This window comes from Propioniferax innocua, from assembly GCF_006716235.1.
Lineage (GTDB): Bacteria > Actinomycetota > Actinomycetes > Propionibacteriales > Propionibacteriaceae > Propioniferax > Propioniferax innocua.
The window spans coordinates 781,381-797,166 of record NZ_VFOR01000002.1 but is presented as its reverse complement, the minus strand read 5'-3'; the positions used below and the strand labels follow the sequence as shown (position 1 = coordinate 797,166).

Here is a 15,786-nt window from a genome sequence, read left to right as displayed (position 1 = left end):
CGGCCATTGGTGCCGTGGGTGACAATCGACCCCATGGCGAAACGTGAAGTGGTGTTGAAGGTGTCGGGGCTGTCCCGCAGGTTCGGGGACAAGGCCATCATCGATGACTTCGACCTCACCGTTCGTTCCGGTGAAGCCGTGGCTCTGGTCGGTCGCAACGGCGCGGGAAAGTCCACGGTTCTGCGGTGTCTGGTGGGTGCGGACAAACCCACCGACGGAACCGTCGAGATCGGCGGTGAAAGGTACTCCGAATCCTCCATGGCCATCCGACGCGACCTCGCCACCGTCATCGACGACCTCGACTTCTTCCCAGATCTCAGTGTCGTCGAGCACCTCGACCTCCTGGCCCGCGCCCATGGCGTCGAGGAGCCGGACGAACTGGTCGACGAGGTGTTGGAGGAGGTCGGTCTGGTTCCGCAGTCGGGCCAGCTTCCCGGCACCCTTTCCTCCGGACAGCGGCGTCGCCTCGCCCTCGCGACCGCCTTCGTCCGCCCTCGCAAGCTTCTGGTGCTGGATGAGCCCGAGCAGCGTCTCGACGTCGACGGTGTCGCGTGGCTGGGAGAGCGACTGGCGCGTGAGGTCACCGAGGGCCTCGCCGTCGTGTTCGCCAGCCACGAACCCCGCCTCATCGAGGCCGTGGCCACCCGAACCGTGCGCATCGGCGACGAAGAGCCCGATCCCGGTGAGGCCGAGACCGACCCGCCGCCGGTCCTGCAGGCACATTCACGCCCGGATTCCTCGCCCAAGAAGCAAGCGCCCAAGAAGCAAGCGCCCAAGAAGAAGAGCGCAGGCAAGAAGCGTGGGGGGCGTCGTCGATGACGCTCGAGAGGGAACTGCGTCTTCTCATCTCCGACTGGCGTAAGGGCCGCGCCACGCGGACGCTGGGCGAGGTGCTGTCGGACGGCTATGTGGCGGTTCTGGCGGCACTGATGTTCGGCGCGATGCTCGTGACCGTCCTGGTCGATGCGCAGAGCCAGTCGGCCGCCTGCACCTCCGAATCCTGCACCACGGCCCGGCTCCTGCTGCCCTGGGCGATGCTCGCCACCGTCGGTGCCATGGCCGCATCGGTGAGCCGACTGTTCGGGCCCGTGGTGGCGTCGGCCGCCGAGGGGTTCTGGCTGTTCGAGGCGCCGTTGGATCGGCGACGCCTGCTGCTGCGACGCACCCTGATCGCGATCGGCGGAGCCGTCGTGGTGGGCGCGGTGCTGGGTGCTCTGGTGGCGACGCTCACCGGCACCGGGGCAGCGCAGATCGGTGGTTGGGCCGCTGCCTGTGGGCTGGCGTCGGGTGCCGTGGTGGCGGGATCGGCCATCGAGCAGGGGCTGCAGCGTGAATGGGTGACACGTCTGGCGGTGTGGCTGTTGGGGGCTCTGGCGCTCGCGGGTTTCCTCATGGTCGTGGCGGTGGCCTCCGGATGGGCCACGATGCCGCTCTCGTCGCAGGAAGAGCTGCAGTTGGCGTGGATCGTGGCGGCTGCCTCGGGTGCGGTGCTCGCGCTCAGCTCCCTGGTGGCTGTGGGGCGCCTCAACAACATTCGGCGGAGTCACCTGGTGGCCGGCGGTGAGCTCGTCAGCGGCATGGCCGGTGCAGCGTTCGCCATGGACTTCGGCCTGATTCGGGACATGATCATCGAGCGTCGTGAACTGGAGCGCGGCCAGGTGCGTCCCACGCGCGGTCAACGCACCGGACTCGACGCATTGGAGGGACGTGACTGGCAGCGTCTCCAGCGTCGCCCACAACTGCTGGTCGGCCCGATCGCGGTCCTCGTGGTGCCCTACGCGATGAATGCGCTCGGGTTCGGCGCCTTCGCGCCGACGGTCTCCGCGCTGGCACTCTTCGTCACCCTCGTGCCGCTGATGAACGGCATGCGGGTGCTCAGCCGCACCAAGGGTCTGGCCCGCTGCTTCCCGTTCGACACCCCGGCTCTGCGCAAGGCCTCCATGCGGGTACCGGCCGTCGTCGCTGGCATGTGGTCGGTGGCGGCCATCCCCGCGATGGTGGTGAATCGGCCGTTGTTCGAGGCGGTCGTGGTGGCCCTCCTGATCGGTGCGGCGGGCGTCATCGCGGCGACGCGCTGGGTCACCTGTCGTCCGGTCGACTACGGGACCCCGCAGATGTACACCCCCATGGGCGCGCTGCCGCCAGGACTCGCGATGAACCTCGTGGCCGGTATCGAGGTCGTCGTCCTCATCACCGCGCCGCTGGTGTTCAACCTGCCGTGGATGGTGTCGGCGGCGATCGCTGGCATCGCCTTCCTGCTGGTGCAGGGGCACATCACCATGGATCGTCTGCAGGAGCAGCAGGAGGAACAGCAGCGACTGTTGGCGGAGGCCAAACAGAAGCGCGGACGCTGATCGCGGCCCGCGTCGGCTGCCATTCCCGGCTCCTGCACTTACACTCGCAGCATGGACACCAAGCTTCTCGAGGTCTTCCTCACCGTGGTCAACGCTGGGAGCATCTCGGCAGCTGCGCGCCGACTCGAATTCAGCCAGCCGACCGTGAGCCAACAGATGAAGTCGTTGGAACGCATCATGGGAGTGGAGCTCTTCACCCGTGAGGGCGGTCGCGTCGAGCTCACCGCCGCCGGCAAGACACTTCAGGCCCACGCCGAATCGACGCTCTCCGCCTGGCACGACGTCCGCGACCGCGTCCGGGAGTCCGCGCGTCGTGATGAGGCGATCAGCCTGAGCCTGGGGGCCTTCCCCAGCGCCAACGCCGTCCTGCTGCCCACGGCCCTGGGGCGGATGGTCACCGCCGAGCCGCGCCTCGAGGTCCGCGTCCTGGACACCGAACCGCCTGCCGACTTCGGCCTGCTGCGCTCGGGTCAGTGCGATGCGCTCATCACTTTCGAGGAGCGCACCATCACGCGCAAGGGCGTGGAGGACCTGGCCATCCTGCGTGAGCAGAACGTCCTCCTCGTCGCGGAGGACCACCCCCTGGCCGGACGTGAATCGATCGCTCTGGAGGAAGCCGCGGAGTCTTCGTTCGTCGGCGGGTGTCCCCACTGCCGCCAAGAATTGGTGGAGAACTGTCTGCGACGCGGGTTCCATCCGCAGATCAGCGTCTCCTCCGACGACCCGGGATTGACGGTCGCCCTCGTGCGTCAGGGCATCGGGGTCGCCATGCGGCCCGCACTCACCGTGCTGGGGCAGGTCCATCCGGGGGTCGTCGCGCTGACGATCGAGGACGCCCCGAGCCGGGAGGTCTCGGTGCAGTACCTGGTGCAGGACGAGGGGCCTGCCGGATCAGTGAAGGAGACCATCGCCGACCTCCACCAGCACCTGCGCGCGGTGGCTGGGGAACTCGCCGACGAATGGGGCTGGCTCACGCCGCTGTGATGGCGGTGGGCCGGCGTGGGGGCCTCACCCCTCCAGGGCCTCACGCATCGGGATGAGCTTGGCGTTGGATTCGGCCAGCTCGTCTGCAGGTACCGAATCGGCCACGATGCCGCAGCCCGCGTAGAGGTGCGCCCGGTCACCGTCGATCCGGCCTCCACGCAGCGCAATGGCCCATTCGCCGTCGCCGCTGGAGTCGATCCATCCGATGGGGGCGGCATAACGCCCACGGTCGAGTCCCTCGACCTCCGCGATGAGGTCGCGTGCGAGACCGGTGGGGGTTCCGCACACCGCGGCCGAGGGGTGCAATGCCGCGGCAAGGCCCAGTGAGGTCGCGCCTTGCTTGGCGACGCCGGTGACGTCGGAGGCCAGGTGGAACACATTGGGCAGCTCGAGGACGTAGGGGGCATCGGGCACGTTCATGCCCGAGCACCATGGCTCGAGTGCTTCAGCCACCGACGCCACGGCGTACTCGTGTTCCCCGAGATCCTTTGACGAGCGCGCCAGGTGGGTGGCCAGCGCCCGGTCGGCGTCGGCCTCACTGGTGCGTTGGATGGTTCCGGCCAGGACCCGCGAGGTCACCAGGCCGTCGCGTCGACGCACCAGCATCTCCGGTGAGGCGCCGACCCATCGGTCGACCATCGCCGTCCAGCAACGGTGGTAGGACGTGGCGAGGTTCGCCGCGAGATGTCGTGCGTCGATGCCCTCCGAGCCGGTGGCGACCATCTCGCGGGCCAACACGGCCTTCTCCAGCTCTCCTGCCCGAATGCGCTCGATCGCCATGTGCACGCGACGCTCCCACTCGATGGCCGAAAGGGACCCATCGGCGTAGGTGACCGTGCCGGGGTGGCGGCGGACCGGCACGGGCGTCGGCGCCTTCGGAGGGGCGGTGATGGGCTCGGTGGAGATCTGCGTGACCCAGGTGACGCCGTCACGGCGTCCCACCACCCATTCGGGCACCTGGAGCACCGCGTCGCTGTGGCTTCGTTCGGGATCGAACACGAAATGTCCGAACGCCATGACGCCTGGGGGTGTGATGACCCTCGGGGAGCCTTCGGGGCCCAGTCGACCATCGAAGTCCTCGTCGATGGTGTGCTCGAAGGTCAGGCGGGACCACCAGGCGTCGGCCTCCTGCGGGGTTCGGCAGGCGAGGCCCGTCACGCGACCGCTGCCCACGAACCCATCGCCGAGCCGGAGGAAGGCGGTGTCGAACTGGTCTCCCGGAAGCAGATCGATCAGGGATCCGGGGTCGTCGATGCGCGCGGAACGGGCGTGGAGATGTACGGGTTGGTCGGTGAGCACCGATCGAGCGTACCCGGAAACGGCGATGCCGACGGGGGTTGCATCAGACCACGGTATGAACTTAGGTTTACCTAAGTGAACTCGTGTCCGATGTCGATTGGTCCGGAATAAGAGATGGGGCCTAGACTGTCGCTGTCCGTGTCCAGTTGCCGTCCTGAAAGGTGGAGCATGCCTGCAGTTCCATCCCGACGGCATTGGGGTCACGTCCCGGCAGCAGTCTGCGCGGAGTTCTGGAAGAGGTAGTTCGATGGATCTCGGTCTTTACTTCCCTCTGATCGTCATGCTCTTGATCGCGACGGCCTTCGCGGCCGCTGGTCTGGCTGTGACGATGCAGATGGGGCCGCGTCGCTTCAACCGAGTCAAGTACGACTCGTACGAATGCGGTATTCAGCCCACCCCTCAGCCGGTGGGTGGTGGCCGGTTCCAGGTGAAGTACTACATCACCGCGATGTTGTTCATCGTCTTCGACATCGAGATCGTCTTCCTCTATCCGTGGGCGGTCGCGTTCGATGAGCTGGGCCCATGGGCCCTCATCGCGATGGTGCTGTTCATCGACGCGGTGCTCGTCGCATACCTCTACGTGATCCAGCGCGGCGGTCTGCAGTGGGAGGAATGAACATGAACGGGCCCGTTCCGAGGAAGGCGAACTGACATGGCTGGTGGTATCGAGGACAACATCCCGGCCGGGATCGCGCTGACGACCGTCGAGGCCCTCGCCGGGTGGATGCGTCAGGCATCCTCGTGGCCGGTGACCTTCGGCTTGGCCTGCTGCGCCATCGAGATGATGACCTACGGCGCACCGCGCTACGACGCGTCACGCTGGGGCCAGGAGGTGTTCCGTGCATCACCGCGCCAGGCGGACATCATGATCGTGGCCGGGCGGGTGAGTCAGAAGATGGCGCCGGTGGTGCGTCAGGTCTACGACCAGATGCCCAACCCCAAGTGGGTCATCTCGATGGGTGTGTGCGCCAGCTCCGGCGGCATGTTCAACAACTATGCGATCGTGCAGGGCGTCGACCACGTCGTGCCCGTCGACATCTACGTGCCCGGCTGTCCGCCGCGCCCCGAGATGCTCATCGACGCGATGTTCAAGCTCAAGAAGGACATCATCGAGAAGACCCCCATGGGCGCGCACGAGATCGCCCGCAACGTCGAGGCCGAGCGTGACGCGCTCAACGCCCCGGCCACCAGTGAGATGAAGGGGCTGCTGCGATGAGCGAGAAGAATCCGAAGGACGTGGAGAAGAAGGCCGCCGAGGTCGAGCAGGATTCCGCCGACGTCAGCGACCCGGTGAACCCCTTCGTGCCTCAGCCGCCGAAGAGCACCGAGGCCGGGCGCGCGATGAGTACCCAGAAGATGGGCAATGTCCGGGCGCTGGCCGATGAGAACCCCAACGCCACGGTGCTCGAGCACGATGGCCCGACGCCCGAGCTCGTCGAGGTGCGCCGGGGCCAGTTCGGCACCGCCGACAACGACACCTCCGGCTTCGGGGGGCTCCGTCGCCCCATCACCCGTCCGGCCGGCTCGGTGCCGCCCTATGGTGAGTGGTACGACGAGGCCGTCGAGATCATCAACGAGACCGTTCCCGGTGCGATCGAACGCGTCGTCGTCGACCACGGCGGTCTGACGCTGTTGGTGCACGCCGAGAAGATGCTCGAACTGGCGTGGGTGCTCCGCGATGATGCCCGACTGCGCTTCGAGGTGCTCCCCAGCGTGTCCGGCGTGCACTTCCCGGCCGATGTCGATCACGAGCTGGTGGTGGTGTACCACTTCCTGTCGATGACGCACCGGCGTCGTGTCCGCGTCCAGACCGCGGTTCCCGAGACCAATCCCCACGTGCCCTCCATCGTCCGGGTCTACCCGGCCGCCGACTGGCACGAGCGCGAGACCTGGGACATGTTCGGCGTCATCTTCGATGGACATCCCGCGTTGACACGCATCCTCATGCCGGATGATTGGCCCGGCCATCCGCAGCGGAAGGACTACCCGCTCGGTGGCGTGCCGGTGGAATACAAGGGCGCCACGATCGCGCCGCCCGACGAGCGCAGGAGCTACTCGAAGTGACTGACGACTACTACGGCACCATGGCCAACGACGACGTCGAGGCCGATCAGGTCTACACCGCCACCGGTCAGGACTGGGACGAGATCGTCACCTCCCAGGCCGAACGCGGTGACGAACTGCTCGTGGTCAACATGGGCCCGCAGCACCCCTCGACGCACGGCGTGCTCCGCCTCATCCTCGAGATGGACGGTGAAACGGTGCAGAAGGCCCGGGCGGGCATCGGATACCTGCACACCGGTATCGAGAAGAACATGGAGTTTCGTACGTTCACGCAGGGCGCCACGTTCTGCACGCGTATGGACTATCTGACGCCGTTCTCCCAGGAGACGGCCTACGCGATGGCCGTCGAGGAGCTCCTCGGGATCACCGACGAGATCCCCGAGAAGGCCAACGTCATCCGCGTCATGCTGTTGGAGTTCAACCGCATCGCGTCGCACCTCATCGCGATCGGGACCGGTGCCAACGAGCTCGGCGCCACCACCGTGATGACCCAGGCATTCCGTAACCGCGAGATGATCCTCGATGTGTTCGAGGCCATCACCGGCCTGCGGATGAACCACGGCTTCATCCGTCCCGGCGGCGTCCCCAATGACGTCACCGACGAAGAACTCGACGTGGTCGACGAGACCATCCGTTTCCTGCACTGGCGTCTGCCCGAGATCGCGGAGCTCTGCAACGAGAACCCGATCTTCAAGGGGCGCCACGTCGGTGTCGGCTACCTCGATGAGGCGACGTGTCTGGCGCTCGGGATCACCGGTCCGATGCTGCGTTCAACGGGTAACACGTGGGACCTGCGCAAGGACATGCCCTACCTGGGCTACGAGACCTACGACTTCGACGTCATCACCCGCGATGAGGGCGATGCCTACGCGAAGTTCCGCGTGCGTCAGGACGAGCTGTACCAGTCACTGCGCATCGTCGAGCAGTGCCGGGACCGCCTGCGCAAGATGCAGGGCGCCCGTCACATCGTGGACGACCCGAAGATCGCCTGGCCGGCACAGATGGCCGTGGGTGGCGACGGCATCGGCAACTCCAACGAGCACATCAAGCACATCATGGGTGAATCCATGGAGGGGCTGATCCACCACTTCAAGATCGTCACCGAGGGCTTCCACGTGCCGGCCGGTCAGGCCTACGCGGCGGTGGAGTCCCCGAAGGGCGAGCTCGGCGCCCACGTGGTTTCCGACGGCGGCACGCGTCCGTGGCGTGCCCACTTCCGGGACCCGTCATTCAACAACCTGCAGGCGGTCTCGGCTCTCGCCGAGGGCGCCATGATGTCGGACGTGATCGTGGCCGTGGCCTCGGTCGACCCCGTGATGGGAGGCGTGGACCGGTGAGCGGTTTCAAGTCGTACTTCGAGAAATCCGGCGGAATCGATGTCGCCGACGACGCGACGAACCTGACCGACGAACACCGCGAGGAGATCCGCCAGATCGCCGCCCGGTACCCCCAGAAGCGTTCGGCCCTGCTGCCCGCGCTGCACCTGGTGCAGTCGGTCGACGGCCGCGTCAGCCCCAAGGGCTTGGAGATGTGCGCCGAGGAACTCGGCATCACCACCGCCGAGGCCAACGGCGTCGCCACGTTCTACACCATGTACAAGCGCAAGAAGGCCGGCAAGCACCACGTCGGCGTTTGCAGCACCGCGCTCTGCGCGATCATGGGCGGGGACCACATCTTCGAGACGCTCTCGGAGCACCTCGGCGTCGGCAACGACGAGACCACCGAGGACGGCTCGGTGACGCTCGAGCGCGTCGAATGCAATGCCGGCTGTGACTACGCCCCCGTGGTGATGGTCAACTGGGAGTTCTTCGACAACATGACGCCGGATTCGGCGATCAGGCTTGTCGACGACCTGGCCGCCGGCAACCCGGTCACCTCGACCCGTGGCGCCGAGATCACCTCATGGCGCGAGGCCGAGCGTGTCCTCGCCGGTTTCGACGACGGCCGCACCGACGAGGGACCGGCCGGTGGCCCCGCGAGCCTGCTCGGCGTCGAGATCGCAGCGGAGAAGGGCTGGAAGGCGCCGGATCCGGCCGCCCTGCCCGCCAACGACACGGAGGGGGAGTCGAAGTGACCGACCTGTTGACGCCCGTTCTCTCCGCCAACTGGGCCGACGATCGGCCGTGGCGGATCAACAACTACGAGCGGCGCGGCGGCTATGACGCGCTGCGCAAGGCGCTCGACATGCAGCCCGATGACGTCATCGCGCTGGTGAAGGACGCCAACCTCCGTGGGCGTGGTGGCGCGGGCTTCCCGACGGGCATGAAGTGGAGCTTCGTTCCCAAGGACAACCCGAACCCGAAGTACCTCGTGGTGAACGCCGACGAGTCCGAGCCGGGCACCTGCAAGGACATCCCGCTGATGATGGCCAGCCCCCACACCCTGGTGGAGGGCATCATCATCGCCTCGCACGCGATCGGCGTCTCGCACGCGTTCATCTACGTGCGCGGTGAGGTGCTCCACGTGGCACGACGTCTGCAGCAGGCGGTGCGTGAGGCCTACTCGGCCGGCTATCTGGGCAGGAACATCCTCGGCAAGGGCCTCGATTTGGAGCTGACCGTGCACAGCGGTGCCGGCGCCTACATCTGTGGCGAGGAGACCGCGCTGCTCGATTCGCTCGAGGGCCGCCGCGGCCAGCCCCGCCTGCGTCCGCCGTTCCCAGCCGTCGCCGGTCTGTACGCGAGCCCGACGGTGGTCAACAACGTCGAGTCGATCGCGTCGGTGCCGAGCATCGTCGCGAACGGCAAGGAATGGTTCCAGTCCATGGGCACCGAGAAGAGCAAGGGCTTCACGCTCTACTCGCTCTCGGGGCACGTCAAGAAGCCCGGCCAGTTCGAGGCCCCGATGGGGATCACTCTCCGTGAACTCATCGACCTCGGTGGGGGCATGCGTGACGGCCACAAGCTGAAGTTCTGGACGCCCGGCGGTTCATCGACGCCGCTGCTGACGGCCGAACACATGGACATGCCGCTCGACTACGAGGCCACTGCGGCCGCCGGGTCGATGCTGGGCACCAAGGCGCTGCAGTGTTTCGACGAGACCACCTCGGTGGTGCGATCGACGCTGCGGTTCGTCGAGTTCTACAAGCATGAATCGTGCGGCAAGTGCACGCCGTGCCGTGAGGGCACCTGGTGGTTGGTACAGATCCTCATGCGCATCGAGCGCGGTGAGGGCGTCGAGGGTGATATCGAGAAGCTCCTCGACCTCAGCGAGAACATCGGTGGACGCTCGTTCTGCGCTCTGGCCGATGGCGCCGTGGCGACGGTCACCTCGGCGATCAAGCATTTCCGCTCCGAGTTCGAGGCCGGCTACACGACGCCGGCGTGGGAACTCTTCCCGTACGAGAAGAGCGCCCTGTTCGAGGCCAAGCCGTTGGCCGCGGCGTCCGAGCACGCCGGTGCGCAGCAGAAGGTGGGGACCCACTGATGACGGTTGAGAAGGACGAGAAGAAGGGCCAGACCCAGCCGCCGGCGGATCAGGCCAGGCCGCCGGAGGAACTGGTCACCTTCAGCATCGACGACATCGAGACATCGGTGCCGAAGGGGACGCTGGTGATCCGCGCGGCCGAGGAACTGGGCATCGACATTCCCCGGTTCTGCGACCATCCGCTCCTCGACCCGGCCGGTGCCTGCCGCCAGTGCATGGTCGATGTGGTGGACGACGGACGTGGGCGTCAGATGCCCAAGCCGCAGACCTCGTGCACACTGACCGCGATGCCGGGTATGAAGGTGCGCACCCAGTACACCTCGCCGGTGGCTGAGAAGGCCCAGCGCGGCATGATCGAGTTCCTGCTCATCAACCATCCGCTGGACTGCCCGATCTGCGACAAGGGTGGCGAGTGCCCGCTGCAGAACCAGGCCATGTCCACCGGTGACGGGGAATCGCGCTACGAGGGTGAGAAGCGCACCTACCCCAAGCCGATCAACATCTCCAGCCAGGTTCTGCTCGACCGCGAGCGCTGCATCCTCTGTGCGCGCTGCACGCGGTTCTCCGAGCAGATCGCCGGTGACCCGTTCATCGCACTGGCCGAGCGTGGCGCCCTGCAGCAGGTCGCGATCTACGAGAAGGAACCCTTCGAGTCGTACTTCTCGGGCAACACGATCCAGATCTGCCCGGTGGGTGCGCTGACCTCGTCGGCCTACCGTTTCCGTTCGCGTCCGTTCGACTTGGTCTCGACGCACACCACGTGCGAGAACTGCGCGTCCGGTTGTGATCTGCGCGTCGACCACCGCCGTGGCACCGTCATGCGACGCATGGCCGGCAACGACCCGGAGGTCAACGAGGAGTGGAACTGCGACCGCGGCCGTTTCGGCTTCGTCTCCGGACGCGGCGATGACCGCATCACCACGCCGCTCGTGCGACGCGGTGACGAGCTGCTTCCCGCGTCCTGGCCCGAGGCGATCGACGCCGCCGTGGCTGGGCTGCAGAAGGCCGGCAAGGACGTCGGTGTGCTCACCGGCGGACGCCTGACGGTCGAGGACGCCTACGCCTACTCGCGTTTCGCGCGTGTGGGGCTCGGTACCAACAACATCGACTTCCGTGCCCGTGCCCACAGCGCCGAGGAGACCGACTTCCTCGCCAACGCCGTGGCCGGCACCGGGCTCGGCGTCACCTACGCCGAACTGGAACGCGCCAAGCACGTGGTGCTCGTGGGCTTCGAGCCCGAGGACGAGTCTCCGATCGTGTTCCTGCGGCTCCGCAAGGCCATGCGCAAGAAGGGGCTCAAGGTCACCACGATCGCGCCGTTCCTCTCGCGCGGTTCGCAGAAGCTCAACGCGACGCTGGTGTCCGCCGTCCCAGGCGGCGAACCACAGGCCCTGGCTTCGGTGGATCTCGACGGAGACACCGTCGTGCTCGTGGGTGAGCGTGCGGCCGAGATTCCCGGTCTGCTGACCATGGTGCTCGACACCACAGGACGTTCCGGAGCCCGCATGGCGTGGATCCCGCGTCGTGCCGGTGAACGTGGCGCGGTCGAGGCCGGCTGCCTGCCGCATCTCCTCCCGGGTGGACGCCCGCTGTCGGATCCGGCCGCTCGCGTCGATGCCCAAGCGGTGTGGGGTGCCGATGTTCCGGCTCGCGTCGGACTCGATGCCACCGGCATGTTCAACGCCGTCCTGGCCGGAGAGCTCGGGGCCCTCGTGGTCGCCGGCGTCGAACCCGAGGACTTCCCCAAGCCCCGGATCGCGCTCGAGGCGCTCGAGGAGGCCGGTTTCGTGCTCAGCCTCGAGGCCCGCGAGTCCTCGGTGACCGCCCGCGCCGACGTGGTGCTGCCCATCTCGCTCCTGGAGGAGCGGTCGGGCACGTTCATCGACTGGGAGGGGCGTGAACGCCCCGTGCACAACGTGATTCCGAAGAAGCACGTCATGACCGACGGTCGTGCTCTCGCCGCTCTCACCGACGCGCTCGGTGCGCCCGCCGCACCGCGGACCGTCTCCGCGGCCAAGGCCGAGTTCGACGAGTTCGGGCCGTGGTCGGGCAACCGGGCAGCAGAACCACGCGTCGCCGGCAGCACGGCCATCGAGGTCGGCCCCGGTGAAGCGGTGCTGAGCACTTGGCGTGACCTGCTCGACGACTCTCGCTGTCTGGATGGGGAGGACGCACTCCTTGGCACTGCGCAGCGCCCGGTCGTCGCGATGGGGCCGACCATGGCAGCAGACGCCCCCGAGGGCGCGCTCGTCGAGGTCTCGCGTGGGCAGCGTTCGGTGACGCTGCCGCTGAAGATCGTCGAGAACATGGCATCTGGCTGCGTGTGGCTCCCTGCCCACGCGCGGGGCCACAACCTGTCCACCGAACTCGAAGCCACCGCTGGCGACCTCGTGCGGTTGGACATGATCGAGCCGGAGGCATCCGAGGGTGACGGACCCGAGGGCGCCGCATCGGTGAGCACGGAAGGAACCAAGTGATGATCCCCTTCGCTACTGATGTCAGCGTCCTCGCGGACGACCCGTGGTGGATGGCGCCGCTCAAGGGCGTGTTCGTCCTGGTGTTCCTGCTGCTCATCACGATCTTCAACATCGTGTACGAGCGCAAGGCCCTGGCGAAGATGCAGAACCGCATCGGCCCGCGCATGAACGGTCCGCGCGGTTGGCTGCAGACGCTCGCCGATGGTCTGAAGCTGATGTTCAAGGAGGACTTCCGCCCGGCCCAGGCCGAGAAGTGGGTGTTCAACCTCGCCCCGTACCTGGTGGCGATCCCGGCATTCAGCATTCTGTCGATGATCCCGTTCGGCGGACAGGTCACCATCTTCGGTGAGGAGACCCTCCTGCAGATGACCGACCTGCCGGTCGCCATCCTGGCGATCCTCGGCTTGGCCTCGGTGGGCATCTACGGCATCGTGCTCGCGGGTTGGTCCTCCAACTCCACCTACTCGCTGCTCGGCGGCCTGCGGTCGAGCGCCCAGATGATCTCGTACGAGATCGCGATGGGTCTGTCGTTCGTGCCGGTGTTCATGTTCGCCGGTTCGATGTCGACCTCCGAGATCGTGGCCGCTCAGCAGGAGCCGATGAGCTTCTTCGGAGCGGGCACCGGCCTGCAGGTGCCGCAGTGGTACTGGCTGATCCTCATCCCGAGCTTCGTGGTCTACGTGATCGCGATGTTCGGTGAGACCAACCGTCTGCCCTTCGACCTCCCCGAGTCCGAGGGCGAGCTCGTGGCGGGCTTCCACACCGAGTACTCGGGCTTCCGCTTCGCGATGTTCTACCTCGGCGAGTACCTCAACATGGTCAACGTCTCGGCGATCGCCACCACGCTCTTCCTGGGCGGCTGGCATGCGCCGTGGCCGGTCAACCTCCTCGAGGGCAATGTGGTCGGCGATGTTCTACTCAACCCGTGGTTCGGCATCGTGTGGTTCACGATCAAGCTGCTGCTGCTGGTGTTCCTGTTCATCTGGGTCCGCGCATCGCTTCCGCGATTCCGCTACGACCAGTTCATGCGTCTGGGCTGGAAGTACCTGATCCCGATCTCACTGCTGTGGATCTCGCTGGTTGCGATCATGCGCTCGGTCTCCGCCAACAGCATGGGCATCTACGCGATCATCGCGATCGTGTTCACCGCACTGGCCGTCCTTCTCTTCGCCTTCTTCGGGTTCGAGGCGACCCCCGATGATGATGAAGAGGTCGAGTACGGCGACGGCGATGACTTCGATCCCTACGCCGGTGGATATCCGGTTCCGCCCAAGGAGGGCCAGACGCTTCCGGAGCTGGCCACGATCGTCAGCTCCGACGCGGAATCCGATGCCGAGTCGAACGACAAGGAGAAATGATGGGATTCCTTCAGAACTGGGCCGGCTTCGGCGTCACGTTCCGGACGATGTTCCAGAAGACGTTCACCGAGGACTACCCGCATGTGAAGGGCGCCCGCCCCGACTTCATGCCCCGATTCCACGGTCGGCACCAGCTGAACCGTTGGCCCGACGGGCTGGAGAAGTGTGTCGGCTGTGAGCTCTGCGCGTGGGCCTGTCCTGCAGACGCCATCTACGTGGAGGGTGCCTCCAACGTCGACGGTGAGAACATCTCTCCCGGTGAACGCTATGGCCGCGTCTACCAGATCAACTATCTGCGCTGCATTCTCTGCGGCATGTGCATCGAGGCCTGCCCGACGCGTGCCCTCACCATGACGCACGAGTTCGAGCTGGCCGACACCACGCGCGCCAAGATGATCTACGAGAAGCAGGACCTCCTGGCCCCGCTGCTGCCCGGTATGGAGCAGCCGCCGCATCCGCGTCGTCTGGGCGATGACGAGAAGGACTACTTCCTCGGTCTCCCGGCCACCGGAACGCCCGACACGCTCGAGAACCGCAAGAAATCCCAATCCGGAGATGTGCAGTCAGGAGCGCAGAAGTGATCGTTCCTCTTGTCACGGGTACCGCCGTCGCCTTCTGGCTGTTGGCGCCCATCATCGTCCTCGCGGCCATCGGCATGGTCATGGCCAGGAAGCCGGTCCATTCGGCGCTGGGCCTGGCCACGGTCATGGTCGGCCTCGCTGTGCAGTACGCGGCCCAGCAGGCGCCGTTCCTGTTCGCGGTGCAGATCATCGTCTACACCGGTGCTGCGCTCATGCTCTTCCTGTTCGTGCTGATGCTCGTCGGCGTCGACTCCACCGATTCGCTGGTGGAGACGCTCCGCGGCCAGCGCCTGGCCGCCGGCCTCGCCGCCTTCGGGCTGGGTGCGCTGCTGGTCGGCGTCATGGGCAATGCGATCGTCGAGGGCCAGGTCGTTGGCTACACCCCCGAGGTGGAGGGCAACAACGTCCAGCAGATCGCCTACGCGGTCTTCGGACGATGGATCTTCATCTTCGAGACCACCGCCGCCCTGCTCATCACCGCAGCCCTGGCCGCGATGGTCTTGGCACACCGTGAACGTATCGGTGGCCGACTGACGCAGCGTCGTCGCGCGCTGCTGCGGATGCGCAAGTATGCCGAGGACGGCACGCACCCGGGCTCGGGCGCGACGCCGGGCGTCTACGCGCGCCACAACGCCGTCGACACCCCCGCGCTGCTGCCCGATGGCAGTGCCGCCGAGTCCTCGGTCTCCACGAGCTTGGCCGCCCGCGGCGATGTGGTCGACGCCCATCGTCTGGCCGCAGCCACCAAGTGGGCCCTCGACGAGATCGACGGCGAGGAACCGGTCGGCGACGAGCGTCAGGTGCTTGGAACCGGCCCGACTGCACGAGGTGAGGTCGACACCGCGCCGCGCGCCGAGGTCGGTGCCGGAGATGAGCGGTCCGAGGCCACGGCAGAGGAGGACGCCAAGTGAATCCCGAGAACTACCTGGTGCTGGCGGCGATCCTGTTCGCCATCGGCACCGTGGGCTTCATGGTGCGCCGCAACGCACTCATCGCGTTCATGTCGGTGGAGCTCATGCTCAACGCCACGAACCTGGCCCTGGTCACGTTCAGCCGTATCAACGGCAACATCGATGGGCAGATCGCAAGCTTCTTCGTCATGATCGTCGCCGCGGCGGAGATCGTGGTGGGTCTGGCGATCATCGTCTCCATCTTCCGTACCCGCCGTTCGGCCTCGGTCGACGACGCCAACCTGCTGAAGTTCTGAGGTGTTCGTGGTGAATCCTTTGCAGACCGCAATCCT

The 15,786-nt window shown here is 66.6% G+C and carries 14 protein-coding genes and 1 pseudogene; 14 read left to right on the top strand and 1 reads right to left on the bottom strand.

Annotated features, from left to right (window positions below):
- Positions 1–33: 33 nt before the first annotated feature.
- From FB460_RS10450 to FB460_RS10440, 3 genes and pseudogenes are all read left to right on the top strand, one after another.
- Positions 34–663, top strand: a pseudogene (locus tag FB460_RS10450) (ABC transporter ATP-binding protein); the annotation flags it as partial.
- Between the two features lie 152 nt (positions 664–815).
- Positions 816–2,354 carry a DUF6297 family protein gene (locus FB460_RS10445; RefSeq protein ID WP_142094061.1) on the top strand — a complete coding sequence of 513 codons (1,539 nt, stop codon included), beginning with the start codon at positions 816–818 and terminating at the stop codon, positions 2,352–2,354.
- 51 nt (positions 2,355–2,405) lie between these two features.
- The gene (locus tag FB460_RS10440; protein WP_142094060.1) at positions 2,406–3,338 is read left to right on the top strand and encodes a LysR family transcriptional regulator; all 933 of its coding nucleotides are present in this window, start codon (positions 2,406–2,408) and stop codon (positions 3,336–3,338) included.
- A 24-nt stretch (positions 3,339–3,362) separates the two neighbouring features.
- On the opposite strand, the gene FB460_RS10435 is transcribed toward FB460_RS10440, so the two are convergent.
- Positions 3,363–4,637: an isochorismate synthase gene (locus FB460_RS10435; protein ID WP_246044364.1), complete on the bottom strand. Its 1,275-nt coding sequence runs from the start codon at positions 4,635–4,637 to the stop codon at positions 3,363–3,365.
- A gap of 247 nt (positions 4,638–4,884) precedes the next feature.
- Between FB460_RS10435 and FB460_RS10430 the strand changes: the two genes are divergently transcribed.
- From FB460_RS10430 to nuoK, 11 genes are read left to right on the top strand one after another with little or no spacing between them, the layout of a single operon-like run.
- Positions 4,885–5,253: an NADH-quinone oxidoreductase subunit A gene (locus FB460_RS10430; protein WP_142094059.1), complete on the top strand. Its 369-nt coding sequence runs from the start codon at positions 4,885–4,887 to the stop codon at positions 5,251–5,253.
- A gap of 36 nt (positions 5,254–5,289) precedes the next feature.
- Positions 5,290–5,853: an NADH-quinone oxidoreductase subunit B gene (locus tag FB460_RS10425; RefSeq protein ID WP_142094058.1), complete on the top strand. Its 564-nt coding sequence runs from the start codon at positions 5,290–5,292 to the stop codon at positions 5,851–5,853.
- Positions 5,850–6,701, top strand: coding sequence for an NADH-quinone oxidoreductase subunit C (locus tag FB460_RS10420; RefSeq protein WP_246044363.1), 852 nt, complete (start codon positions 5,850–5,852; stop codon positions 6,699–6,701). The genes FB460_RS10425 and FB460_RS10420 overlap by 4 nt, the downstream gene beginning before the upstream one ends.
- A 20-nt stretch (positions 6,702–6,721) precedes the next feature.
- A complete protein-coding gene (locus FB460_RS10415) occupies positions 6,722–8,038 on the top strand; it encodes an NADH-quinone oxidoreductase subunit D (RefSeq protein WP_142094322.1) in 1,317 nt (438 codons plus the stop codon).
- Positions 8,035–8,775, top strand: a complete 741-nt coding sequence (gene nuoE / locus FB460_RS10410) for an NADH-quinone oxidoreductase subunit NuoE (protein ID WP_142094057.1) — start codon at positions 8,035–8,037, stop codon at positions 8,773–8,775. Before FB460_RS10415 ends, nuoE begins: the two co-directional genes overlap by 4 nt.
- A complete protein-coding gene (gene nuoF / locus FB460_RS10405) occupies positions 8,772–10,127 on the top strand; it encodes an NADH-quinone oxidoreductase subunit NuoF (RefSeq protein ID WP_142094056.1) in 1,356 nt (451 codons plus the stop codon). Before nuoE ends, nuoF begins: the two co-directional genes overlap by 4 nt.
- Entirely contained in the window at positions 10,127–12,604 is a 2,478-nt protein-coding gene (locus FB460_RS10400; RefSeq protein WP_142094055.1) for an NADH-quinone oxidoreductase subunit G, read from the top strand. The genes nuoF and FB460_RS10400 overlap by 1 nt, the downstream gene beginning before the upstream one ends.
- Positions 12,604–13,962: an NADH-quinone oxidoreductase subunit NuoH gene (gene nuoH, locus FB460_RS10395; RefSeq protein ID WP_142094054.1), complete on the top strand. Its 1,359-nt coding sequence runs from the start codon at positions 12,604–12,606 to the stop codon at positions 13,960–13,962. Before FB460_RS10400 ends, nuoH begins: the two co-directional genes overlap by 1 nt.
- A complete protein-coding gene (gene nuoI / locus FB460_RS10390) occupies positions 13,962–14,543 on the top strand; it encodes an NADH-quinone oxidoreductase subunit NuoI (protein ID WP_425466989.1) in 582 nt (193 codons plus the stop codon). Before nuoH ends, nuoI begins: the two co-directional genes overlap by 1 nt.
- Positions 14,543–15,454 (top strand): NADH-quinone oxidoreductase subunit J, encoded by a 912-nt coding sequence (locus tag FB460_RS10385; protein WP_142094321.1) that lies wholly within the window; start codon positions 14,543–14,545, stop codon positions 15,452–15,454. Before nuoI ends, FB460_RS10385 begins: the two co-directional genes overlap by 1 nt.
- Positions 15,451–15,750 (top strand): NADH-quinone oxidoreductase subunit NuoK, encoded by a 300-nt coding sequence (nuoK, locus tag FB460_RS10380; protein WP_142094052.1) that lies wholly within the window; start codon positions 15,451–15,453, stop codon positions 15,748–15,750. The genes FB460_RS10385 and nuoK overlap by 4 nt, the downstream gene beginning before the upstream one ends.
- Positions 15,751–15,786 lie beyond the last annotated feature (36 nt).

Coding starts and splice junctions, on each gene's coding strand:
- FB460_RS10425 (WP_142094058.1), top strand. CDS start 5,290: ATGGCTGGTGGTATCGAGGACAACATCCCGGCCGGGATCGCGCTGACG.
- FB460_RS10420 (WP_246044363.1), top strand. CDS start 5,850: ATGAGCGAGAAGAATCCGAAGGACGTGGAGAAGAAGGCCGCCGAGGTC.
- FB460_RS10415 (WP_142094322.1), top strand. CDS start 6,722: ATGGCCAACGACGACGTCGAGGCCGATCAGGTCTACACCGCCACCGGT.
- FB460_RS10400 (WP_142094055.1), top strand. CDS start 10,127: ATGACGGTTGAGAAGGACGAGAAGAAGGGCCAGACCCAGCCGCCGGCG.
- FB460_RS10430 (WP_142094059.1), top strand. CDS start 4,885: ATGGATCTCGGTCTTTACTTCCCTCTGATCGTCATGCTCTTGATCGCG.
- FB460_RS10445 (WP_142094061.1), top strand. CDS start 816: ATGACGCTCGAGAGGGAACTGCGTCTTCTCATCTCCGACTGGCGTAAG.
- nuoI (WP_425466989.1), top strand. CDS start 13,962: ATGGGATTCCTTCAGAACTGGGCCGGCTTCGGCGTCACGTTCCGGACG.
- nuoH (WP_142094054.1), top strand. CDS start 12,604: ATGATCCCCTTCGCTACTGATGTCAGCGTCCTCGCGGACGACCCGTGG.
- FB460_RS10440 (WP_142094060.1), top strand. CDS start 2,406: ATGGACACCAAGCTTCTCGAGGTCTTCCTCACCGTGGTCAACGCTGGG.